The following is a 23,384-nucleotide window of genomic DNA, read 5'->3' on the forward strand; positions in this document are numbered from 1 at the left end:
GGTATCTAGTAATATCTGTGTACATAAAAGCCCCGCTAAGCAGAAAGCGGGGCTTGATGAAGCATTTGCTGTGGCCTGAAGAACACTTGCGCGAGACCTATCAGAGTTGGGCCTGGAATACGTGCAAACTCAACTCTAGCATAAGACAATTTGTTTTATTTCAGGCTTGCCCTCGTTGGGGAGGATTGGCGTAAGCGTATGAGACTATTCCCACTGGCTTACTTCTCTAAGATTCGCCAGAGCCAAACGATAACAGAACACAGGCATATCTCGGGCAGAGTGGCGAGAGAATGTCTGGATAGTGTCGTGGTATAACGTCCCATTCAGTTTTAGAATAAGTGCGTGCAACAGCTTGACGTGCCAAAAATGACGCTCGGCAAGCGCATCTCAACGTCACTAACACGTATCTGCTCATCAGACGCTTTTTACGTTTGCTCAATCAGCGTCAAGCGGAACCCTCGGAAGCCTGGCGCAAGATTTGTGCTGCCCTGAAGGCTCAGTATGGAAATTTGATCAAAAGGAAATACAGTATGGATACGTCTGAAACAAGATCATCGGCTTTGTTTTCACCCCTTCCAACAACAAGCGAGGCCTTTGAAGCGCTCAGCTGGTCAGAAATCGAACCCTGGTACCACGAACTGCTGAATTGCTCCCTGGCAGTTGATACGCTCGATGTCTGGATGGCTCAATGGTCAGACCTGAGTGCTCTGCTCGATGAAACGATGTATATGCGCGATATTGCCTGTACACGCGACACTGCGGATGAGACGCTTGTTCAGCGTAAGCAGCGCTTTCTGACAGAGATCTATTCCCCTGCCCAGGAGTTGGATCAGCAGATCAAAGAGCGTTTGCTGGCCAGTGGACTGGAGCCACGAGGATTTGCGATCCCCCTGCGTAATTTACGCGCGGAGGCCTCCTTGTATCGCGCGGAGAATCTGCCACTTATCAACGAAGATAAGCTGCTCAACGATGAGTACTTCCGCATTGGCGGCGAGCAAAAAGTCGTCTGGGAAGATAAAGAAGTCCCTCTCCGCATGCTCACCACGGTGATGAAAGACCCTGATCGCGCCAGGCGTGAACGTGCCTGGCGCGTGGTAGCTGCACGTCAGCTAGAGGATCAGGATAAACTTAACACGCTATGGGTGAAAAAGATGCAATTGCGACAAAAGATTGCGCAGAATGCTGGATTCGATAATTACCGCGACTACCGCTGGAAACAGCTGCTTCGTTTTGATTATACACCTGATGATTGCAAGGCTTTCCACAAGGCTTTTGAGCGCGTGCTCATCCCAGCGGTCAGTCAGCTGAGGGAGAAACGGCGCCGCCTGCTGGGCGTCGAAACATTGCGCCCGTGGGATATGAGCGTGAATCTATATTCGCACGAAGCCCCAAGAGCGATCGCGGATGTGGCCGGTTTCTTGCGACAATTTGCTACCCTGTTTCATTTGATTGATCCGCAATTGGGTCAATACTTCAACATCATGCTTGAAGAAGGGCTCTTTGATCTGGAAACCCGACAGCACAAAGCATCTGCTGGTTATTGTATGCCACTGGAGGTCAGGCATCGCCCTTTCGTTTTTGGGCATGTGCGCTCGATTGCCAACATTCTCTCTCCAGTTTGCCACGAGGCGGGACATGCCTTTCATCTCTTTGAGATGGCTCATCTCCCCTATATTCATCAGCGCAAAATGGGAGCGCTCCCTATGGAATTTGCAGAGGTCGCTTCGACTACTATGGAACTGATCGGGTCGCTGCATCTGCATCGGGCAGGAATCTGTAGCCAGCAGGAAGCGGCTCTCTTGCGCATCGACCGCTTCGAGCATATCTTGCTAAGCTATCTGCCTATTATTATACGCGCAGATGCCTTTCAACACTGGGTCTACGATAACCTCGATCTGGCTTTGGACCCGCAGAAATGCGAAGAACAATGGATCGCGCTTTCCAGGCGTTTTCTGCCAGCGATTGATTGGGGCGGCCTGGACAGGGAACAGCGCAATGGATGGCAGCAGTATTTGCACTTCTATTGCTACCCGTTCTATATGATTGAATATGCCTACGCTACGCTTGGGGCGTTTCAAATCTGGCGCAATTATCTCAACGATCCGCAGAAAGCGTTGCAGCAATATCGTTATGGACTTTCTTTAGGCGCAACCCGGACGATCCCAGAACTGTATGAAGCTGCCGGAGCCAAATTTGCCTTTGACGATGCCTTGCTTGAGATGGTTCAGCGCTTAGTTGAGGAGACAATCGTTGAGCTAGAAGGGTAGCTTGAGCGTGAGCAGACGGCGTGAACCAGTGTTCGGTGCCGTTACTCACGGCTCGTGCTGCAAAATTTGTTACATTCACCTAATTGAGAGGTTTATAACTCCGGGATCATGATATATCGGTGCCGAGAAAACTACCGGTATAGCCCCATTAATCGGTGAAAGGTCAGGGTGTGACACCTCGTGCAAGCATTCATTGCAAGAAACAGGGGTTCCCATTCGGCTATTCGGAAAACTGCGTGGAATCCGTTCCCATTTTCACATCTTGCAATGGTACAGCTTACGTGGGATCGTGTGAAAATTTCACAAGAAAGATAGGATGAGGCGTATGAGAGCAATTGTTGTCAACTGTTCATCTACTCTTACACATACCTGCTAGAATCAGTGACGCCTCATATCGGTAGAGAAATGTGAAGCTATTCATAGTTTCCAGGCAGCTGTTCAGGTAGGACAGTCAAAAAATTTGTTGATAGGAGATTACCAGATGGACCTAACTTCACCCACTCAGCAGCAAACTCCTGATCCACAGCAACTTCTGAATAGGATTGGCAACGTTCTTTTCGATGCAGTACCCGATGGCTGGAGGCGCATTGACCTGCGATGCCGTATGGTAGGCAGGATGCAGGATTTTGGGTTGACTGTTCTCATGGAAGACGGCTCGACGCCGACTATAGTTACGCCGGTCGCGCTCATCCCGCTTTTTACGGCGTTGCGCCGCGCCACATACCAGATACCTGGTCCAGGTACCGGTGCCTGGTTCTCCGCGCGCTATACCCTCGATCCGCCGTCTCGTTTCCACATTAATTATAACTTTGACCACGATCCCCAGGGGGACCCACCGATTCCTACAGACGAATTTCGCCGCGATCTGGATGCCTTCCCACGAGATGACGATCATATACCCAACTGGTTGCGGGCCAAACTCGGTCTGGCTGAGGCAAACACAAATGAACCGCCAGCCGTGCTAGATCCTCTACAACAGGACAAAGTGTTGCAGAAGATCACGACACTTCTTGTGGATGCCGCGCCATCAGAGTGGCTGCAGATACGGATGGAATGCCGGGCCCTTGGCAACTACCGGGAATTGTCATCAAATCTGCTTATTATGGGCAAGAGCTGGAGCCCATCGCAGGGGATCGTTCAGGACTGGGTTCAGTGGATGCCACCACAGGAGATCGATCATTTCCTCGCTGAATTACGCGCCGGTATGTACGAAGCGGGGAACACTCCCGCGACTTGGTTTACCGCACGGTTTCGTCTCGACTATCCAGATCGCTACAATGTGCAGTACGACTACGATAACGAGCCCAACTGGCAGCAGCAGGTCCCTCCTGGCACTTATTATGATGAATGGCGAATGTTTCCAAGATCCGTGAACGAAGCCCCCTCATGGCTGCTCTCACAGGTAGAGAAAGAAGCAGCGGCAGGTGGCAAGTTGTCATTGCGTCAGGTCAATGTTTACGACGATGTGGATGCCACTGGACGTCCGATAAACAACCGCCCGCCAGTCCCGGAGGAAGAGATCCCGCGACTGCTGGACTATCTCGAAAACGCACCCGTCGTCTTGGCCGCGCGCGGCTTTGCTCGCGATGCGTTCGATCCCGAAGGACCAGGCCAGGTCCCACTGACATTCCATACCGATGGCCCCCTGGTCTGGGCTGGAGCCTGCGCTTACTATCTGCGCCATTATGGACTTGCGCCGGAGCCGGATCTTCTCACACTTGCACGCTCGTGTAACTTTCGACCTCCTACCGACGTGGACGATAGAACGAGAAACGCCGCCGTCGCTTTGCTCACCGGTCAACCTAGGCCAATCGCGCCATCCCAACTTTCAGTCAGTAGCCGCCCCCAGAATGCGCAGACCAGCACGCAGCCATTCGGGCCGCTGGACGATGCAGATCCTCCGCTGTCTTTGTTCAAAGACCGGCTCATAGTCGAGATCCCGGTAGGCACCGAGATTGATCGCTTCGGCAACCCATCTGGATGTGTTACCTATGAGGCTCGTACGCTGTACGCCCATCGGTCTCTTCCTCCCGACTGGCTCAAGAACCCGTACCATATCTATCGCGTGGTACGTTCGTTCCGTGTTCTGAGGGGCACGGCGGTTTCATGGTTTGGTCAACCCGGAGGTGGAACGGCGTTTGTGCTGCCGCGCGCTATTGAGGAACTCCTTGCCGATAATAGTCTGGTCGAGGTTATGGAAGACGACAAGAAGTAGTGCTCAGTGGTTCCTGATAAAAAATCGCTAGAATAAGACGCAGAAGAACAAAAACGCTGAGGATACCATGCAAAATATTCTCGTCACGGGCGGCACCGGAACATTGGGCAGCCTGGTTGTGACCCAACTGGTAGAGGCGGGATCTCATGTACGCATCATGAGCCGACGCAGCGCCCCAGGCAACCTGCTCCCAGAAACAGAATGGACGCAGGCCGATCTGGAGACAGGAGAGGGCCTTGCCGCAGCAGTACAGGGCGTTGATGTGATCGTCCACACTGCAAGCAGTCCGTTCCGGCATACACAGCAGATCGATGTCGATGGAACACAACGGCTTCTTGAACAGGCCCATGCCGCTGCCGTCGCCCACCTTGTCTATATTTCTATTGTGGGGATCGACCGTATTCCCTTTGCATATTACCAATGCAAGCGTGCTGCCGAAGATCTGATCCAGCAAAGTGACATTCCCTTGTCGATTCTTCGAGCCACGCAGTTTCACTCCTTGATCGATGGTTTCTTGCAGGCCGCGACAACGCTTCCCCTGGTGACACCCCTGCCTACCACGTTGCGTTTCCAGCCGGTAGCCGAAAGCGAGGTGGCCCAGCGTCTCCGCGAGATTGCCCAGAGCAACCCCAGCGGTCGCCTGCCTGATATGGGCGGACCTGAAGTTCATCCCCTCGGGGAACTGGCTCGAAGCTGGTTGAGCCTGCGCGGGATGCGGCGGGCTGTGATCCCGCTCTGGCTCCCCGGTAAGAGTGTGCAAGGCTTCCGCCGTGGCTATAACACGTGTCCGGAGCAGGCCGTAGGCAAAATCACTTGGGCTGAGTGGGTCAAGCAGAAATATCTGCGCCAATGAGCGACCCGCCTGGTGGGCTCCTGTTTTCGAGATGCTCAAGCGCAGACACAGCCACACACCTCACGGTTGAAGCAGGTCTGATGTGTCTTGCAATGAATGCTTGCACGAGGTGTCACCCATCATACGAGTGGTGTCCAGCGGTCTAGAAAAAAGAAGCATCCATTGGCATACTGGAGCGTATGCAAACTATCCTCCAGAGCCGATGGACCCGTCGATGCAATTTTGCCCGAAATGGCGTGTTCTGCAAGAGGCAAAGCTGGGTAAAGCAGGCGGCACACCCTGCTGGGGTGGCCAAACAGCCATGCGGTTCTTCCTGGGTTCAGCCCTTGCTCCGTCTGCGCAATGGGGTTTTTGTGTCCAACCACCGGTTAATGTAGCTTTACCAAACTACCTGGCCCTCAGCACTTTTGTGTATTGGGCCAGGCTTGTTTAGCGCCTTAGCACATAAGGTGTGCTCTAAGGTTTTCTTTCTATGCCCAGGCCGCTTTTGATCCCGGCGAGATCATAAATTGCGCCTTTCTGCTCATAGCCACCCGTAAAGGGATCGCTCACCATCAGCATTGGCGAATCCAGATCGATATAGCTAAAGCCACCAAGGCCGGCTACAAAGTGCGCGGAGGCGCTGGTGGCCAGGCGCGAATCGGCCATGGCTCCGATCATCAGTGGAATATGCTTGACCCGGCAGAGGGCCGCGATTTCCAGGGCGTCGACGATACCGCACTTCTGCAGCTTGATATTAATCACGTTGACGGCCTCCATGGCCAGCAGGTGAGCCACTTCGGCCGAATTGGCAGCGCTCTCATCGGCCGCCACCGGAACCGTAGTATGCTGGGTGACATAGCGCAGGCCCTCATAATCATACTTATGCACTGGCTGCTCAAGCATCAGCGGGCGAATTTTGCGCCCGATCAGCTCATCTAAGCACATCAGCGCCTCAGCCGGCGTGTAGCCCTGATTGGCATCCAGGGTCAGCCCAACATGTGGCCCGGCCTTGTGGATGGCCTCGACGCGCGCAATATCATCTTCAAGCTTGCCGCCAACCTTGATCTTAATGCGCGTCATGCCGCGCGCAATGGCCTCTTTGGCCAGCTCATAGGCGTGCTCGGGACTGGCCATACCAATACTCATATCAGTCTCTACCGAGGAACTGGCCCCGCCAAAGAAGACGTAGAGCGGGATACCATATGAACGCGTCAGAGCATCGAGCATGGCCATCTCGGCCGCCGCACAGACAGTTCTCTGCGAATAAAATACACTAAGGATGAGCTTTGAAAGCGCGCGCCAGTTCGCCGCATCCTTGCCCTCTAGCAACTGAATGCAGCCCTGAGCCGCCGCTAAGGCCGTCTCCTGCGTCTCGCCAGTGCTCGGCGGGAAAGGCGCAGACTCGCCATAACCTACGCTCCCATCCTCTAGCTTGATGGTGATCAGCACATTGCGAGCCTCCGCCATGCTTCCCGTGGCGACATTAAACGGCTCTGGAAAGGGAATATTCAACGGCTCAACGCTTACAGCTTTGATTGTTGTACGAGACATAAACACCTCCAGGCAAAACTATGGGCAAATACGCTGCCCAACTACGACCGTGTAGTCTTCCGCAAGAAGACACCCTGCCAGGCGGCAGAGCATCTTCTTCTTGCTTTCTGATCTACTGCACAAAGTAGATATTGCTCCAGGCATCTGGCTCTATCAGATTTACCGGGCTGAGCGGGAAATTCTTCAATTTGGGACTGATCAGCATCTGCACCTGGCGCTGGAAGAGCGGAATCCAGCCGGCATCGTTGACGATCTTCTGCTCTGCATCGCTGTACTGCTGGATGCGCTCTTGCGGATTGAGATTCATGTCGGCCTGGCGCAACTCCTCCTGCACAGCCTGTTGGGCCGCTGCAGTCTTGCTCTGATTCTGACCGTAGTTATGGTTATTGAATGAGCCGTCTTTGCCGAAATTGTCTGAGATCCAGCCGTAGGGATCAGGATAGTTACCAAAGCCGATAATCCACAGCTGTAAGGGTCCATCGTGGCCAGTAGTGTCGGTCATCTGCTGTACCAGGATATCTATGCTCACTGCCTGGGCATGCACAGTCACGCCCAACACAGTTTGCCACTGCTGGACCAGCACGGCGGCGGTATTGGCAACATCAGTATCGTTGGAATAGTAAGTAAAGCTGATGCGCGGCAGCTGGCTCACGCTCGCGTAGCCCTCTTCTTTCATGCCTTCCTGCAAGAGCTGCTTAGCCTTGGCCGCATCTCCTTTGGTGCTGGCCACGCCTTCCGGGCCGGTCAGCTTCGGGTTATAGACTGTCATGCCCTCGGGCATTAGATGGTTTGTTGGCTTGACCGCGCCATGCATGACATTTTGCGAGATCAAATCCTTGTTCACTGCCAGCGCAAAGGCCTGCCTGATCTTGATGTTATCAAAGGGCTTGCTCTGATAATTCATGTCCACATACCTGATGTAGAGCTCAGGGACCGACTTAAAGTCTTTACGCGTTCTTGCATTCTCCAGATTGATCGTGGGTACAGAGGTGATGAGATCAAGCTGTCCAGCCATATAGGTCTTATAGGCTGTATCGGGCGGACCCGAGCGCAGCATCTCGATCTTTTGCAGCTTTGGCTTCGGTCCATAGTAGTAGGGATTGGGTACCAGGGTCAGGCCTTTGTTATGGTCATAGTTCTGTACCATGAAGGGACCCGAGCCCGCACCTTCCTGTAAATGATCTGTCCATTGATTGCCATACTTCTCGACAAGCTTCTTGTTTATGGTAAAGGCATTGGTTGAGGTAAAGGTCTGAATAAAGTAGGCCGCCGGATGGCTCAACACGATCACTACGGTCTGGTCATCTTTGGCGATCAAGCTATCGCCGATCAGGGTTTTGATCTTGCCGGCGATCATCTTATCTGAATCCTTGACCGGTTCCATATCACCAGATAAGGGCGACTTGGTAGCTGGTGCCAGACTGCGATCGATGCTCCAGATGATATCCTGAGCCGTTAGAGGCGTGCCATCGCTAAACTTTAAGTTGGGCTTGAGCTTAAAGGTGTAGGTCAGCCCGTCTGCGGAGACGCTGTGCGAGGCGGCCATGGTATCAATGGCGATGCCATCGCTTTTGGCCTCTACCATTCCGCCAAAAATGAGCTGGATAGTAAAGATATCTGTATTCAAGGTGGCGAGCGCTGGATCGAGTGTGCCGAAATCGGTGGCTCCAATGGGATAGCGCAGGACCTGCTTAGCTGGGGGCGCTATCTGCTCGTTGGTGGTCGGTGGGGCTGTCGTGCCTCCACAGGCCACAACCAGCAGGGCTAATAAAGCCAGAAAGGGCGTCAGGAATGTGGCACGGGAAAAGCTGCGTTTCGACATGCAAATTACCTCAAAAGAACTATCCTGTTTTCAGGTGGGCGACTTGTTGATGCTTATTCCAGATATAGGGAAAGGCGGCTCTGCCTCTCTAACTGAGCTGGACAGGCCGCTTTCTGGCTATATAGCGCTTCCCTCAGGGAATAAGCTCAAATGTACTGATTTTAGGCTGACGCGCAGCAAAGATGTCTCGACTCGGTGATAAACTCCTTTCTAGCCGTTGCCTTCTCCTACGCGTGTAAAGACGATAGGGCTGGCAGCTGGCTCCAGGGGCAGGGCCAGGCTGGCAATCTTGCCTGCTTCATCTGTGGCAAAGGAGGCTCGACAGCTCAACTCAATAGCCGAGTGTTCCACGTGAAACACATCATAGTGGAGATGCGTAAAGCTGAACTCCATGGTGTTGTAAAGGCACTTCAAGCCTTGTCCCTCGACGGTAAGCGCCATGACGCCATAGCCGGGATGCTTGTACTGGCCAGCATAGGCGCTGAGCTGATGCGAAAGGGGCGCCGCCGGGCCGGGCTTGCAAGCTTCTTGCTCCCTCGCCAGAGCCATGTGGCTCATGAGCTCGTTGGTGGCGCTCATCATGCGCTCATTCCAGGGCAGCTCGTCAAGCCCAAGCACACGATCGCAGAGATTATAGACAAAAATATTGGGGAAGAGCGCATGGCTGGGTTCGAGATTGGTCAGGACAACAATGCCCAGATCGTCATCGGGCAAGAAGGTTGTCATGAGCGTAAAGCCGTTGATCCCGCCGCTGTGCTGGGCCAGCAAATGGCCACGGTAGTTAAACACGCGCCAGCCCAGCGCGTAGTGATAGCGCGACTCCTCAAGATAGCGCTGACCCATCTGGTAATGCGTGATGGGCACAAGCATTTGCGGCTCGATAAGCTGGGCAAATTGCTCCGCGGAGATCAGGCGCTGCTCTCCGTCTCCATATCTTCCCTGGCGCAATAGGCAGCGCAGCCAGCGCGTCATATCCTCCACGTTGGAATTTATCGCTCCCGCCGGCCCATCTGCGGCCAGTGCTGTATAAAAGTTGGTGCGCCTAAGCTGGCCCGCCACAGCTTTGTAAGGCATGGCATAGTCGTCCTGAGCCCAAATATCCTGCACCGTGAAGCTCGTATTCTTCATGCCCAGCGGCTCTAGAATGCGCTGCCGAATGAACTCATCCCAGCTCAGCCCACTGATGCGCTCCAACACGTGGCCGGCCACGCCATACATCAAATTATTGTATTGCCATGTTGTGCGGATATCGCTGTTGGGCTCCAGGTGAGCTATGCGTTCTAGCAGCTCAGCAGTGTTGAACTGCAGATTGAAGGTCGCCAGATCGTGGCCCGGCACGCCGGTGCGATGGGTAAGCAGATCGCGCACAGAAATGCGCTCGCTGGCAACCTCATCGACAAGCTTAAATTCCGGCAGATAGCGGCGCAATGGCACATCCCAATCCAGCTTGCCTTCGTCAACGAGCATAGCCAGAGCCATGGCCACGAAGGCTTTAGTGCAGGAGGCGATAGGAAATATCGTCTGCGGCGTAATCGCCAGCCCCTTTTCTCGATCGCGCTGGCCGAAGCCTTCGGCAAAGATTACCTCTCCATCCTTGACGACACCAACGGCCAGCCCCGGAATGAGCCAGTCTTGCATGACGCGCTGGGCAAACTGTGCAAAGCTTTGCAGCCTGGCTTGATAAGACGTGGGCGATTGTTGTGTCATTGTACTTTGTCCTTTTTCTTCTCACTTTAAATTGCTGGGTATTGATGTATTATATAGCGCTCCCTTGCTAATAAGCCAGAGAGCGCTCGCCGAAATGGCTGGCAGTTATTGGGCAAAATAGACCTTGCTCCAGTCATCTGGCGCGACAAGTTCCAGATCGGGCCCTGGCAATTGCAACTTGGGATTTGCCAGATGGTGTGTCTCTGACTGATACAGTGGAAGCCAGGATACGTCATTCACCAGCTTTTGCTCAGCATCGTTATACTGCTGCATGCGTTCCTGGGGATTGAGATTGACGTCGGCCTTCTGCAACTCGTCCTGGACTGCCTGTTGGGTGGCGGCATCGCTGCTCTTGTTCTGGCCATAGTTCGTCACATTGAAGGAAGCGCCCCGGCCAAAGTTAAAGCTCAGCCAGCCCTGCGGATCGGCAAAATTTGAGATGCCCATAAACCAGAACTGTAAAGGCCCCGAGTTTCCTGCCGTATTGGTCTCCTGCTCTATCAGCACGTCTGCGCTGATCACGTTCAGCTTTACTGTAATGCCCAACACGCTTTGCCATTGTTGGGACAGAACCGCGGCTAGATTGGAGACGTCGCTATCATTGGCAAAGTAGGTGAAGGTGATCGGTGGAAGCTGTTTGATGCTGGCATAGCCGGCTTCCTGCATGCCCTCTTGCAGGAGCTGTTTGGCTTTGACCGGATCGCCCTTTGTGCTCGCTACGCCAGCGGGACCGGTCAAATTTTTGTTGTAGCCAGGCATACCCTCCGGAACCAGGTGATTGGTGGGTAGCATCGCTCCATGCATGACATTCTCGGCGATGAGATCCTTGTTTGTGGCTAAGGCGAAGGCTTGCCTGATCTTGATAGTATCAAAGGGTTTGGCCAGATAATTCATGTTTAGATAGGTGATATGCAACTCTACAGCATGATTATAATCGGGACGCTTCCTCACGCTCGGCACGTTGACTGAGGGTACTTGCGCATAGTCGAGCTGGCCAGCCAGATAGGATCTATACGCGGTATCAGTGCTACCCGAGCGTAGCAGCTCTAACTTTTCTAGCTTTGGCTTCGGTCCATAGTAGTAGGGATTGGGCACCAGGATCAGGCCCTTGTCATGACTGTAGCTCTGCACCTTGAAGGGACCCGCGCCCGCGCCTTCTTGCAGATGATCAGTCCATTTGTTGCCATACTTCTCGATAAGATTCTTATTGACAACCATACTGGCCGAGCTGGAGAAGGTTTGCAAAAAGTAGGCAGCAGGATGACTCAGGACAATGGCAATAGTGTGGTCATCCTTGACGATCAGGCTATCGCCGATGAGGGTCTTGATCTTGCCGGTAGCCATCTTCTCCCAATCTTTAATCGGGTCCAGGGTAGAGGCCACTGGCGATTTGGTATCCGCCGAGAGCACACGGTTGAGGCTATAGGCCACATCGTTGGCCGTAAGAGGGGTGCCATCGCTGAATTTCAAATCGGGCTTGAGCATGAAGGTATAGGTCAGCCCATCTGCTGAGATGCTGTGAGAGGCTGCCATCTGATCGACGACTGTATGATCCTCTTTATAGGTTACCAGGCCTGTATAGAACGTCTGCATAGCGAAGCCATCGATGTTCGCGGTTGCCAGAGCTGGATCGAGTGAGCCAAAATCGGTAGAACCGATTGGATAACGCAGGACCTGCTTGTCGGCTGGGGCTGGAGCCTTGTTCTGGCTCTGGCTTACCTCTGGCTCTCCACCGCAGGCTACAACGACCAGGGCTAGCAGGCACAACAGTGTAGGTATCAGTGCCTTGTGCAAAATATTTGACCTGGACATTCGAAATCCCCTCCTGAAAATAGAGTTTTGCATTCAGCTGGCACTTCCTCTGCACTGGACCGTTCAAGCGGTACGGTGCAGGAAGCAGGACCGTAACACCTCAAGATGAGGGAAGTGCATCCTGGCAGCGGGGACCATAGCACCGTTGCTATCGCTGTCAGGAGAGTACACTTCTAAATGCGTGCGCTAAAGAACTAGGTTCCAGCCTTCTCGGTGCTGCGCTGGAAGATGATGGGGCGAGCAGCCGGTTCCAGCGGCAGCGAGAAGCTGGCAATCTTGCCCTCTAGGTTGCTTGTGAACATCGCATGTAATGGCAGATCTTGCTCTTCCTGTGCCACCAGGAATACATCATAGTGAAAGTGGCTAAAGCTGTATTCCAAATCGTTGAACAGGCCTTTGAGCCCCTCTTTGTCCAGCCAGAGCGAAAATGCTCCATAGGCCGGATGCTCATACTCACCCGCGTAGTCGCTCAGCGGATGAGAAAGCGGCGCGCTGGCCTGTCGGTTTTCCTCAACCATAGCTTGCGCCTGCTCCAGTTGCTCTTTCACCCGCTCGTAATCCTGGCGAGATCGCTCCTCAACGGGCAGCTCGTTTAGCCCTAGCAAGCGCTCGCAAAGATTGAAGGTGAAGATGCCGTGCGTGGTCACCATGTGCCCTTGCCGGTTGGTCAACACGACGGTGCCAAGATTGTCATCGGGCAAGAAGGTGGTCAGGACGCTAAAGCCATCGATGCCGCCGCTATGCTGCACGAAGCGATGCCCGCGATAGGTAAAGGTCCACCAGCCCAGCGTATAGCAATACGTTGATTCCTCGGCATACTGAGTAGTCGTATAGGACATACGCTGCATGATCGTGTGCGGCTCGATGAGCTGCTTAAACTGCTCGGCCGAGACGAGGCGCTGCTCGCCATCTCCATATTTGCTCTCTTTGAGCAGGCAACGGAGCCATTTCGTCATATCCTCAACATTCGAGTTCATGGCTCCCGCAGCTCCGTAGAGCATCTCGAATTTGGGATAATAGCGCGTGCGCTCAAGCTTATCATTGAATATTCGGTAGGGAAGGGCGTAATCATTTGTCTTTTGTTGCATCTCGGCAACGCTGAAGCTCGTGCCGCTCATGCCCAGTGGCGTCAGGATACGCTGCCGAATAAAGTTATCCCAGCTCAGCCCGCTGAGAGCCTCAATGAGATGGCCAGCCACGGCATACATGAGATTGTTGTACTGCCAGGCCGTGCGCATATCTTTGTTGAGCTCAAGATACGGTAGGCGCCTGAAAAGATCCGCGACGGGGATCGAGGCGTTGTAGGCAAGGGCATCGTGTCCGGGCAGGCCGCTACGATGCGAGAGAATATCGCGTACAGTAATGCGCTCACTGGCTACTTCGTCCGAGAGCTTGAATACCGGCAGATAGTCTCTGACCGGCTTATCCCACTCTAGCTTGCCCTCGTCGACAAGCATTGCCAGAGACATCGCTACAAAAGCCTTGGTGCAGGAACCAATGGCAAAGGTGGTCTGTGGCGTAACTGCCAGGCCTTGCTCGCAGTCGCGCTTGCCAAAGCCCTCGGCGAAGAGTACTTCATCGGCGCTCACCGCACCTACGGCCACACCTGGTACCTGCCAATCCTTCATTACTGTGCCCACGAACTCTTTGTAATCTTGTAGGCGCTCGGTATGTACAGTCATACAACCTCTTCTAGCACGATTTTGCGATTTTATTGTGCAAAGCTTACCTTATCCAGGCCCTGGAGGCCCGTGGATAATGCTGCAATGCAGCGTTGAGGAAGCCTGAGTAACCGGCTTGATAACACGTTGTCGATCTTCTGCTCGGTATCCTGGAACCGTTGGACGCGCTTCTGTGGATCAAGCTTGCAGGCCGCATACAGCCAGGCCTTAATACTAACTGCCTCAACAATATATTTAGATAGACAAGTAGATTGCGTAGAGCTGGGGCCGGGCATCATCAATTGCCCTTTTTCGATCTGTACGAGGGTTCTCATATGAAGTACAGATCAGCATGCCCTGTTCGCAAACAGAGCATGCCGCCTTTCGGCAACGACGCTGTTGCCCCTGAGTTGCGCCTTACCGAATCAGGCTAGATCATAAGGTAGCCGGCCATAGGCCCTAAGCCGTACCGTTGGCTTGAGCAGCTGCCTTGGCGCGCTTAAAGACGATGGGCTTCCCGCTGGGCTCCAGGGGAGCCGAGAAATAGGTAATCTTGCCATCCAGATCTGTCGAGAACGAGACATTGAAGGTGGCATCAAAGCGTGCCAGCTCGGCTTGAAACACATCGTAGTGAAAGTGGCTAAGGCTGTATTCCAGGCCGTTAAGCAGGCCTTTGATCCCCTGGCCCTCAGGCAGGATGCTGAAGGTGCCATAGCCTGGATGCTCGTACTCGCCCACGTAGTCGCTGATTGGATGAGATAGTGGTGCATCGGCTACGCGCTTGCTCTCTTCTTGCTTCTTTTGCTGCTCTGCCTGTTCTTTGAGCCGCGTATAATAACGCTTTGTGCGCTCGTTCCAGGGCACGAGATCCAGGCCAAGCAAGCGATCGACGGCACTGTAAGTGAAGATGCCGTGTGTGGCCACCACATGAGCCTCGCGATTGGTCAGCACGACGGTGCCAAGATTGTCGTCGGGCAAGAAGGTGGTCAGGACGCTAAAGCCATCGATGCCGCCGCTGTGCTGCACGAAGCGATGCCCGCGATAGTAATATACCCACCAGCCAAGGGCGTAGCACATTGAGGATTCTTCTGTATAGTGCTCGTCCTCAAAGGCTTCCTTGGGCATAATCATCTGCGGCCCGGTCAGCTGCGCAAACTGCTCCTCAGAGACGAGGCGCTGCTCGCCATCTCCATACTTGCCATGCTTGAGCAGGCAGCGCAGCCACTTCGTCATATCCTCAACATTCGAGTTCATAGCTCCGGCCGGTCCATCGACAGCCAGGCGCGTATAGTAGCGCGTGCGCTTGACCTCATCATTTCGCAAGGTGTAAGGCGAGGCATAGTCGGGAGCCTGCTGCAGCTCTGCGGAGCTAAAGCTGGTGCTGCTCATGCCTAGCGGCGTCAGGATGCGCTCCCGAATGAAGCTATGCCAGCTCTGCCCACTTATGGCCTCCAGTACGCAGCCCGACACTGCATACATCAGATTATTATATTGCCAGGCCGTACGTATATCGTGGTTTAGCTCAAGGTACTGCATGCGCTTGAGCAGTTCTTCCTTCCTGAGCGAGGAGTTGTAGACGGCCAGATCATGGCCGGGCAAGCCGCTGCGATGCGAGAGAATATCGCGCGTGGTAAGGCGCTCGCTGGCTATCTCGTCGGCCAGCTTAAAATCTGGTAGATAGTCTCTCACGGGCTTATCCCACTCCAGCTTGCCCTCGTCGACCAGGATGGCCAGAGCCATGGCCACAAAGGCTTTGGTGCAGGAGGCAATCGGGAAAACCGTCTGGGGCGTGACCGCCAGCCCTTGTTCTCGATCGCGCTGGCCAAAACCGCTGGCAAAGATCACCTCGTCATCCTTGACAACGCCTATGGCCGCGCCTGGAATCTTCCATTCCTCAAGGAATGCCTGCACATCTTCTGCATAACCCTGTAACAGTTCCGCCGAGGAAGCCGAAACCTGCGTCATTGCTTACCTATCCTTTCGTTCTCTGCCTAACCCTACCCCTTTTTGCTGGCGCGTAATGTGCCCTGAGGCTGACTGAGCACGGCCCCGCTGACCTGGCCGGCCTCGTCAAGCTTAAATTCGAGGCTCACACCGACCTGTCCCTTGACGTGGAACTCGGTCCCCTGATACGGCAGGAGCTCAAACGCGGGCTGCTCCGGAATGCTGGCGAGCAGGCTCTTTTCTCCCTTAAGCGCCACGGTCATGGTCAGGCCCATGAGCTCATATTCTCCGACGAACTGCTCAAGGAAGCTCTTGTCTTGCATGCGCTTATCGGCGGCACGTGTGAAGACTATCGGTTTGACTCCCGGCTCAAGGCCGATGCCCAGCGAGAAGGTTTCGATCTGGCCCTTCAAGTTTGTGCCAAAGGAGCCTTTAAGCGAGATTTCGAACGCCTCAGTAGAGACGAGAAACACGTCATAGTGATGGTGAGCAAAGGTATACTCATTGTCGTTATAGCTGCCCTTCAGGCTCTCACCATCCAGCTCGATAGAGAATGAGCCATAGCCTGGATGCTCAAACGTGCCAGCATAAGCGCTTAGAGGATGGGAAGGCGGGGCATCCGGGACGCGCTCCTCGGCGGTCTCTTGCTTCATCTTCTCTTCCTGGGCCTTAAGCTCGGCGAATCTTTCCGTGAAGCGCTCATTCCAGGGCGTATCGCTCAAGCCTAGCAGGCGATCGCACAGGCTAAAGGTGATGGCCTCGTGGGCAAAATTGCCATTGAGATTGGTGAGGGCAATGATACCGATCTGATCGTCGGGAAGGAAGGCTACCAGGGCACTAAAGCCGTCAATGTTGCCACCGTGCTGCAACATGACATGCCCACGATAGGAGGTAGCAAACCAGCCCATGGCATAGCTCCAGTGGAAGGTCTCGGGGTATTTCTTGAATAGCGTTGGCAGAGGTGGGCATACCATCTGAGGGGTGACAACTTGCTCGAACTGGGCTTCGGAGACCAGGCGCTGCTCGCCATCGCCATATTTCCCCTTGTTCAACATGCAGTTCACCCATTTGCTCATGTCGGTAACGTTGGAGTTAATGGAGCCGGCCGGCCCTACGGCCTGGAAGCGATCGTAAAAGTCGACGAGCTTCACTTCGTCCTTGATCTTCTTGTAGGGCAAGGCAAAATCAGGCGTCTTCTGTGAGTCATGGACCGAGAAGTTGCTGCTGCTCATTCCCAGAGGCTCAAAGATGCGCTCCTTGACGAAATCTTCCCAGCTGCGACCATCGACCACTTCGACGAGATAGCCAGCTGTCGCGTACATCAGATTCTGATATTGCCAGGTAGTGCGCAACTCATGCGTGGGCTCAAGGTACGGTAGACGCTCTATCACACCTTTACGCGTGAGGGCTGGGTTGTTGTACCAGAAAGCGTCATGGCGGGGCAGGCCAGAGTCATGGATCAAGAGATCGCGCACGCTAAGGTGCTCGGTTGCCACTTGATCGTAGAGCTTAAATTCGGGAATATAGTTTTTGACCGGGGCGCTCCATTCAAGCTTTCCCTCATCAACCAACATGGCCAGCGCCATCGCCGTAAAGGCCTTAGAGGATGAGCCGATAGCAAACAATGTCTCAGGAGTTACAGCCAACTGCTCTGCTACATTGCGCTTGCCAAAGCCCTGTGACAACAGCGTCTTTCCGTCTTTGACGATAGCCAGCGCCAATCCGGGCACATCGTGATCCTTTATCACCTCCTGCACAAATTCACCAACACCCTGCAATACGTCTGGCTTTTCTTCTTGCTGCAATGACATGTTTTTCTCCCTTTTAAGTACTTTATAATGTTCTCATCTATCTGCTTGAGAGGGAATAGTCAACAGGGATATGTGTGTATCTTGTATACCTCTCTCAGTTTAGTTTTAAGCAGGCTCGCAAGACATCTATCGAAGGTTAAAAGGATGGGTAAATCTTTTCCCACGGATGAGAGAAAGATCTTACGCTGGAAAATGGAAACATCTTCAAGCTCTCTGGCGATTTCGTATGAGGGCATCAAAGTAGATTTAAAGCCCTGGCTCGGGCAATGGCCTGCACACGGCTATTGACAGAGAGCTTTCGATAGATGCTATTGATGTGGGCCTTGACTGTGCCAGTCACGATAACAAGCTCACGCGCAATTTCCTGATTCTTTTTCCCGATGGCCAGCAAACGCAGTACCTCAAGCTCACGACTGCTCAAAGGATCGAGCAATATGCGCTCCTCACCCGTGGTGATCAAGCGGGTGTGCGGGACAGGCTGGACAAAGGCTTCAAGCAGCCGGCGTACATAGGCCAGGTTGATGGGGCGTTCCGTGGCCTTGACGGTCTTATAACGCTCGCGCAAGAGCCTTAAGAGCTTTTCCATTGCCTCACCCATATCGATGAAGAGACGTATATATCTGCCCGGCTCGGCCAGCAGAACTGAGCGCTCCAGCACTGAGAGGGCATCCTCGATCTTATCTTGAGAATACAGCAGCAAAGCTTGCAGGCCAAGTATAATAATCAGATCATAAATCTTACCTACAGTTTCCGCATTTGTGCGCAAGCGCTCTATGGTGTCAGTGGCCTGCTGCACCAGCACGGCATTGTCAGCCTGCTCATGACAGGCCTGCACAAGGATCTGAGCCATGGTCAGATCTACTTCTTCAGCATTAAGCTGACTGGCCTCCTCACCAGCTCGCACGCGCTTCTGAGCCCAGAGCAAAGCCTCGTCAAGGTGACCCCGTTGGAGCTCAATCCAGGCATATAAAGCCGCCTGCAGATCAATAACTTCGAACTTTCCAGCGCTTTGAAAACAGACGTCAGTATGCTTAAGCCAGCGATCGGCCTCGTCGGTGCGGCCCTGGATCTGGGCAATCTGGGCCAGGCAAGTCGCGCTGTTGAGCATTACGACGGAGCTATCTGCTTGCTGCCCGATATCCCAGGCCTGCAGCAGATATTGTCTTGCAGTTTCCTGATTATTCCAGTCCCAGAAGAGCATACCAACCCTGAAGCAAATCACCCCCGCCGGGTGGATATTCTCGCGCTTCACCAGGCTAAGAATGCGCTGATAGCGCTTGAGGGCCTCAAACGGCTGCCCCTGAACTGCATATAGCTCGGCCTGCAATTGCAATATATATGGGCCCAACAGGGCATGATCGGCTACCTGGTTATCGCTGTTGACCTGGGCCCACATCTGCCAGGCCGTGCTCACGCTTATGCCCCGCTGGTAGGCAAGGGCAAGGGCGAAGGAGACAAAATTGCGCGCATAGGCCTTATCTTCAGGCAGTATCGACAAGATCTGAGAGCATGCAGCCGCAGCATAGGCAAAATCATTATAAGCGACCTTGTGAATAGTCCGTAGGGCAATGATTTCACCGCGCAAAGAGGCTACAGTAGCCGGCGATAGCTGCTCCTCCTGAGCCAGTATGCTTTCCTCGGCGGTATCCAGCCATATGGCAAAGTCCTGCAAAGCCTGCGTCGTTAGGAAGATCAGCCAGGCGGAGGCGATACAGAGCAAAGGGCTCGCGCTGAGTATGTGGTCGGGCAATTTTGTCAACCAGCGCTGCAGCGTCTCAATCTCACCTTCCTCTAGCAGCGGATGGATCATCTGCTCGATCAAACCGGCGGCTCGCTCAAGATCCTGCGCGGACAGGCTATGCTCGATAGCTTCACGCGTAAATCCCTGCTCGGCAAACCAGTCGCTGGCGCGCTTGTGTATTTCAGGGATGAGATCAGGCTGGTTTTGTTGCAGATAGTGGCGCAACGCCGTAGCGAACAAGCGCTGATAGCGATACCAACCGGGCTGTTCGGGCAGCGCGACAATAAATAGATTTTCGTGATCCAACTGCTCTAGAATCTGCTGTGCCTCTATCTGACCGGTCAGGGCGCGGCAGAGCGAGCCGTTAAAATGCTCAAGCGATACAGTATACAGAAGGAAGTCACGGATATGCTCGGGCAGATAATCAAGCACCTCTTCCACAAGATAGTCCTGAAAATACCGATTGTTCTTCACAAGGTCCACCAGCGAGCGGGGAGCCGCGCCAGGCTTGCGCGCGGTCTGCAGCGCGAGTTGAAGCCCGACTGCCCAGCCCTCTATATTTTGATTCACACAGTCGAGGTTCACGGAAGTCAGCTCATGGCTGCCCTGCCTGAAAAAGGCTTGCATTTCTTCTTGCGTAAAACGCAACTGATTGGCGCGTAATTCGGCCACCTGACCGTGCATATAGAGGCGCGCCAGCGAGAAGGGAGGCTTATAGCGCGTAGAGAGGATAATATGAACCCGCGTCGGCAGGTGATCGAGCATAAATTTTATGGCTTCCTGGACAAGCTGGCTCTCGATCACATGATAGTTATCAAGGATGATCAGCACGTCTTCGGACAGCCCCTCCAGCTCGTTGAGCATTTCTGTCAGGGCTTCGAAGAGTGAGCTTTGTTGCCAGAGTAGGGGACCGTTGAGGATATCTGCACCAAGCTGGGCGTAACGTGCCTGCAGTGCGGCCAGCAGATAGGTGAGAAAGCGCAAGGGCTCATTGTCTTCCTCGGCCAGCGTGAGCCAGACTACCGGCAAATTGTTATATCTCACCCATTCGCTGAGCAGGGTGGTCTTGCCATAACCGGCAGGAGCATAGAGCAAGGTCAGGTGACGGCTTGAGCCATCATAGAGGGCTTGCCATAAACGCTGACGGGAGACCAGGTGGGCCGGGCAGGGAGGAAGTGATAATCTGGTTTTAAGCAAACCTCTGGCGGGGAGGGCTATATCTTGCGGCTCTCGGGTAAGCTGCTCGGCCGGCGTCAGGGCTGGCTTGTCTGTAAGTTTTGTAATGGCCTGGCTCAAGCGCTGAGGCGTAAGCTCTCCAGCTTTACCCAGATACACCTTGCGCAGCCTGGTGCCCTGGAGGCGATAGGCGTACCAGTACCAACCTCCTTGACGCGACTCGCGCCTTACGGTCATGGCGCCGTAAGGTGTGCGATAAGCAAAGGAACTGGCCTCCTGAGCCTCTAACCAGGCGTACCAATCGTGCGCGCCCACTTCGATAGGCGCCAGCTCGTTCCCGGTTGCATCAAGACGCCAAAGTTGATTACTAATGACGCGCGCAATAGCTCGACGTGCCATATCAGTACCTCATCGAGTTTCTGGGCAATAATTTTACCCAAATTATTACCCAATAGCAGAGGGTGGATTTTCCTTCTCAAGCTTATTATTTACAGGTGTTTGCATTCGGGCGCAGAAGTTTAACATACATCTATTTAAGCAGGATATCTCATGCATAATCTCTTCGTCAAGTCGTAAACTTCCAAGACCAGGGTCAGTTCGTTTGGACCAGGTGTAGCAGAACCTTTCGGGGCAGGGGGCAGGGAGCGAGCGGATTGACTCAGTTCTAGCTTCTTTTCTTGTGTGTAACAGCAGACGGTGTAAAAATTTGCACATGTAGTTATCTAGTAAATAGCGTCTTTTTATGCAATACTAAAGAATATCCCACCCGGGCGCTTTGATCTCTAGCAGGACAATATAGATAAAGCTTGCTACAGAGGAGGGCTAGCCAGGCAAAATGCAAAGATGTTGAAGTCTGGGAACATTCACGGCTTCTATATGATGAAGGCATAGCCAATTGTGTACATTGTGATAAAAACGTCTGTAAAGCCCAGTAGCTTTAGCAGCGCTATCAATGTAAGTTTTTAAAGGATTTTATAAAATGGAACAAGATCGTGCAGGTCAGCAACTGGGGTATTATCGCTTAACCCACAGTCTGGGTTCCGGCGGCTTCGCCACGGTCTATGAGGGCGAGCACACGGCCTTAAAGAACTATCGGGCAGCGATAAAAGTGATCAAGGAAACAGCCCTAACGGATAGGGCGCGCGACAATTTTTTGCGTGAAGCAAACACGATAAGACAACTTATCCATCCACACATTGTTCGCGTGCTGGAGTGCGGCGTGGAGGTGAAATCGCATGGTAGCATTCCTTATATCGTGATGAGCCTGGCGGAGAAGGGCAATGTGCGAAAGCTCTATCCCAAGGGAGAACAACTGCCCCTCCGCGTGATTCAATCCTATATCAAGCAGACGGCCGAGGCCCTCCATTTTGCCCACTCCAAGGGTTTTGTGCATTGTGACATTAAGCCAGAAAATATGCTGGTCAACGCGCTAGATGAGATCCTGCTCAGCGACTTCGGGATCGCTGATATCAGCCATACCGCCGATATCTCTGTGCTGGAGAAAGAGAATCCTGTGTATTCTAAGATGCTGATGGGGACTGTTAGCTATATGGCTCCCGAGCGTTTTAAGCATCAGATTCGCCGCTCCAGCGATCAATATTCTCTTGGCGTGGTTACTTATGAATGGCTAGTCGGCGAACGACCTTTTATCGGCAGTGAGGAGCAAATCACAGTTCAACAGCTGCAAAGCCCGCCTCCTCCCATCCGGCCACGGCGGCCAGAGGTCACGCCCGAGCTTGAAAATGTCGTGATGAAGGCTCTGGCTAAGGAGCCCGAAGAACGCTTTCCAACTGTGAAGGACTTCGCCCAGGCTCTGGAGAGGGCGATTCAGGCGATTTTGGCTAAGCAACATCCTGGGCAGCCCGTGCTGGCTGTATCAGGGCATGGAAATGCTCCGATAATTCCACAGGAGGTGAAGCCTGTGCCAAAGCCTGCTACGGCTTCACCTCCTCCAGCAAGGCAATCTTTACCTACTCAGACTCCCGTGCTTGCTCAGAGGCAGACAGAACCTGACAGTCCCCTGAAACCTCAGCCATGGCCTGTGCCTGCTCAGAAGCAGACGGAGCCTGAAGCTGATCGATTTCCGACTGAGCCTGCTGCCAACCAGAAGCAGGCCAACGCGGATATCTCGATGGAACAGGATGAGCAAGACGACATGCCCACGCAGCCTGCTTCTTTCCAATCCGCGCCTGATCTTATTCCAACCAGGCCGGTTTCTGCCACTCCTGTTTTCAGCAAGACTCCATTCCAGCTTGAGCCTGTAGAGCTGCAAGCGCCCGATCCTTCTCCTCAAATTATACATAAGCTAGCTGCGCCACAGCAGCGGCCTCGGGGCTCCTCCTTTGCTGGCCTTAATGATCCTGCTATGTCGACAACCATTAATGTGCGCCTCCCCGAGCAGGCGATCCAGGAAGGTGGCTTTGCGGAATTTACTGAGCTCTTCACGGTGCCAACGAAGGTACTGAGGCATTGGTTCGCGCTGGACGCGGAGTTCGATCGCTTGCGCGAGTTCCGCAATTTCCGCACCTTTGGCAAGCTGCTCAATGTGCTCTCGGCTATAGGGATGGGAGTTCTCTTTCACTCCTGGATGGTTTTCCTGCTTTGCTTGTGCTCTCTCCTGGCTTTTCTTGGCTGCATACATCTCGTTAATCGTTTCCTGGCGATATTGCTTGGCATTCTGCTGGCGCTTTATTGGGCTGGCATAGGGCTGGTTCTGGCCAACCAGTTGCCCCATATTCCTTTTCTCACAATATTGCCATCTCCTGATCTTATCGCTATCGTCTTCTTTGTAGTTAGCGCCTGGCTCCATATTAATTATGTCCTGCGCCGCGTATCCTGAAGG

13 protein-coding genes are annotated in these 23,384 nt (G+C 53.6%); 4 read left to right on the forward strand and 9 right to left on the reverse strand.

Annotation, left to right across the window (positions count from 1 at the left end):
• Positions 1-530: 530 nt before the first annotated feature.
• The 3 genes from EPA93_RS34320 to EPA93_RS34330 all read left to right on the forward strand — a co-directional run bounded on the left by EPA93_RS34320 (position 531) and on the right by EPA93_RS34330 (position 5,335).
• A complete protein-coding gene (locus EPA93_RS34320; protein ID WP_242527203.1) occupies positions 531-2,267 on the forward strand; it encodes a M3 family oligoendopeptidase in 1,737 nt (578 codons plus the stop codon).
• A gap of 481 nt (positions 2,268-2,748) precedes the next feature.
• Positions 2,749-4,482, forward strand: a complete 1,734-nt coding sequence (locus EPA93_RS48700; RefSeq protein ID WP_165423591.1) for a TNT domain-containing protein — start codon at positions 2,749-2,751, stop codon at positions 4,480-4,482.
• Between the two features lie 67 nt (positions 4,483-4,549).
• Positions 4,550-5,335 carry an SDR family oxidoreductase gene (locus tag EPA93_RS34330; RefSeq protein WP_129891835.1) on the forward strand — a complete coding sequence of 262 codons (786 nt, stop codon included), beginning with the start codon at positions 4,550-4,552 and terminating at the stop codon, positions 5,333-5,335.
• Positions 5,336-5,791: 456 nt separating this feature from the next.
• Here EPA93_RS34330 and EPA93_RS34335 read toward each other — a convergent pair whose 3' ends face one another.
• The 9 genes from EPA93_RS34335 to EPA93_RS34375 form a co-directional block, all read right to left on the reverse strand.
• A complete protein-coding gene (locus tag EPA93_RS34335) occupies positions 5,792-6,868 on the reverse strand; it encodes a mandelate racemase/muconate lactonizing enzyme family protein (RefSeq protein ID WP_129891836.1) in 1,077 nt (358 codons plus the stop codon).
• A gap of 112 nt (positions 6,869-6,980) precedes the next feature.
• Positions 6,981-8,690, reverse strand: coding sequence for a peptide ABC transporter substrate-binding protein (locus EPA93_RS34340; protein WP_129891837.1), 1,710 nt, complete (start codon positions 8,688-8,690; stop codon positions 6,981-6,983).
• A 210-nt stretch (positions 8,691-8,900) separates the two neighbouring features.
• Complete coding sequence (locus EPA93_RS34345; RefSeq protein WP_129891838.1) at positions 8,901-10,397, reverse strand: serine hydrolase; 1,497 nt, start codon at positions 10,395-10,397, stop codon at positions 8,901-8,903.
• Positions 10,398-10,502: 105 nt separating this feature from the next.
• Positions 10,503-12,209 carry a peptide ABC transporter substrate-binding protein gene (locus EPA93_RS34350; RefSeq protein ID WP_165423592.1) on the reverse strand — a complete coding sequence of 569 codons (1,707 nt, stop codon included), beginning with the start codon at positions 12,207-12,209 and terminating at the stop codon, positions 10,503-10,505.
• 194 nt (positions 12,210-12,403) lie between these two features.
• Positions 12,404-13,891, reverse strand: a complete 1,488-nt coding sequence (locus EPA93_RS34355) for a serine hydrolase (RefSeq protein ID WP_129891840.1) — start codon at positions 13,889-13,891, stop codon at positions 12,404-12,406.
• A gap of 29 nt (positions 13,892-13,920) precedes the next feature.
• Positions 13,921-14,205, reverse strand: coding sequence for a hypothetical protein (locus EPA93_RS34360; protein ID WP_129891841.1), 285 nt, complete (start codon positions 14,203-14,205; stop codon positions 13,921-13,923).
• A 124-nt stretch (positions 14,206-14,329) separates the two neighbouring features.
• Complete coding sequence (locus EPA93_RS34365; RefSeq protein ID WP_129891842.1) at positions 14,330-15,835, reverse strand: serine hydrolase; 1,506 nt, start codon at positions 15,833-15,835, stop codon at positions 14,330-14,332.
• 32 nt (positions 15,836-15,867) lie between these two features.
• Positions 15,868-17,625, reverse strand: coding sequence for a serine hydrolase (locus tag EPA93_RS34370; RefSeq protein WP_129891843.1), 1,758 nt, complete (start codon positions 17,623-17,625; stop codon positions 15,868-15,870).
• A gap of 235 nt (positions 17,626-17,860) precedes the next feature.
• Positions 17,861-20,941: a winged helix-turn-helix domain-containing protein gene (locus EPA93_RS34375; protein WP_129891844.1), complete on the reverse strand. Its 3,081-nt coding sequence runs from the start codon at positions 20,939-20,941 to the stop codon at positions 17,861-17,863.
• Between the two features lie 580 nt (positions 20,942-21,521).
• Between EPA93_RS34375 and EPA93_RS34380 the strand changes: the two genes are divergently transcribed.
• The gene (locus tag EPA93_RS34380) at positions 21,522-23,381 is read left to right on the forward strand and encodes a serine/threonine-protein kinase (RefSeq protein ID WP_129891845.1); all 1,860 of its coding nucleotides are present in this window, start codon (positions 21,522-21,524) and stop codon (positions 23,379-23,381) included.
• Positions 23,382-23,384: the final 3 nt, after the last annotated feature.

Origin of the sequence: Ktedonosporobacter rubrisoli (assembly GCF_004208415.1) — a bacterium.
In the GTDB taxonomy this organism is placed as follows: Bacteria; Chloroflexota; Ktedonobacteria; order Ktedonobacterales; family Ktedonobacteraceae; genus Ktedonosporobacter; species Ktedonosporobacter rubrisoli.

What these genes read in the sequence shown, in the direction of transcription:
- EPA93_RS34320 (WP_242527203.1), top strand. Translation starts at nt 531, where the DNA reads ATGGATACGTCTGAAACAAGATCATCGGCTTTGTTTTCACCCCTTCCA.
- EPA93_RS48700 (WP_165423591.1), top strand. Translation starts at nt 2,749, where the DNA reads ATGGACCTAACTTCACCCACTCAGCAGCAAACTCCTGATCCACAGCAA.
- EPA93_RS34330 (WP_129891835.1), top strand. Translation starts at nt 4,550, where the DNA reads ATGCAAAATATTCTCGTCACGGGCGGCACCGGAACATTGGGCAGCCTG.
- EPA93_RS34335 (WP_129891836.1), bottom strand. Translation starts at nt 6,868, where the DNA reads ATGTCTCGTACAACAATCAAAGCTGTAAGCGTTGAGCCGTTGAATATT.
- EPA93_RS34340 (WP_129891837.1), bottom strand. Translation starts at nt 8,690, where the DNA reads ATGTCGAAACGCAGCTTTTCCCGTGCCACATTCCTGACGCCCTTTCTG.
- EPA93_RS34345 (WP_129891838.1), bottom strand. Translation starts at nt 10,397, where the DNA reads ATGACACAACAATCGCCCACGTCTTATCAAGCCAGGCTGCAAAGCTTT.
- EPA93_RS34350 (WP_165423592.1), bottom strand. Translation starts at nt 12,209, where the DNA reads ATGTCCAGGTCAAATATTTTGCACAAGGCACTGATACCTACACTGTTG.
- EPA93_RS34355 (WP_129891840.1), bottom strand. Translation starts at nt 13,891, where the DNA reads ATGACTGTACATACCGAGCGCCTACAAGATTACAAAGAGTTCGTGGGC.
- EPA93_RS34360 (WP_129891841.1), bottom strand. Translation starts at nt 14,205, where the DNA reads ATGAGAACCCTCGTACAGATCGAAAAAGGGCAATTGATGATGCCCGGC.
- EPA93_RS34365 (WP_129891842.1), bottom strand. Translation starts at nt 15,835, where the DNA reads ATGACGCAGGTTTCGGCTTCCTCGGCGGAACTGTTACAGGGTTATGCA.
- EPA93_RS34370 (WP_129891843.1), bottom strand. Translation starts at nt 17,625, where the DNA reads ATGTCATTGCAGCAAGAAGAAAAGCCAGACGTATTGCAGGGTGTTGGT.
- EPA93_RS34375 (WP_129891844.1), bottom strand. Translation starts at nt 20,941, where the DNA reads ATGGCACGTCGAGCTATTGCGCGCGTCATTAGTAATCAACTTTGGCGT.
- EPA93_RS34380 (WP_129891845.1), top strand. Translation starts at nt 21,522, where the DNA reads ATGGAACAAGATCGTGCAGGTCAGCAACTGGGGTATTATCGCTTAACC.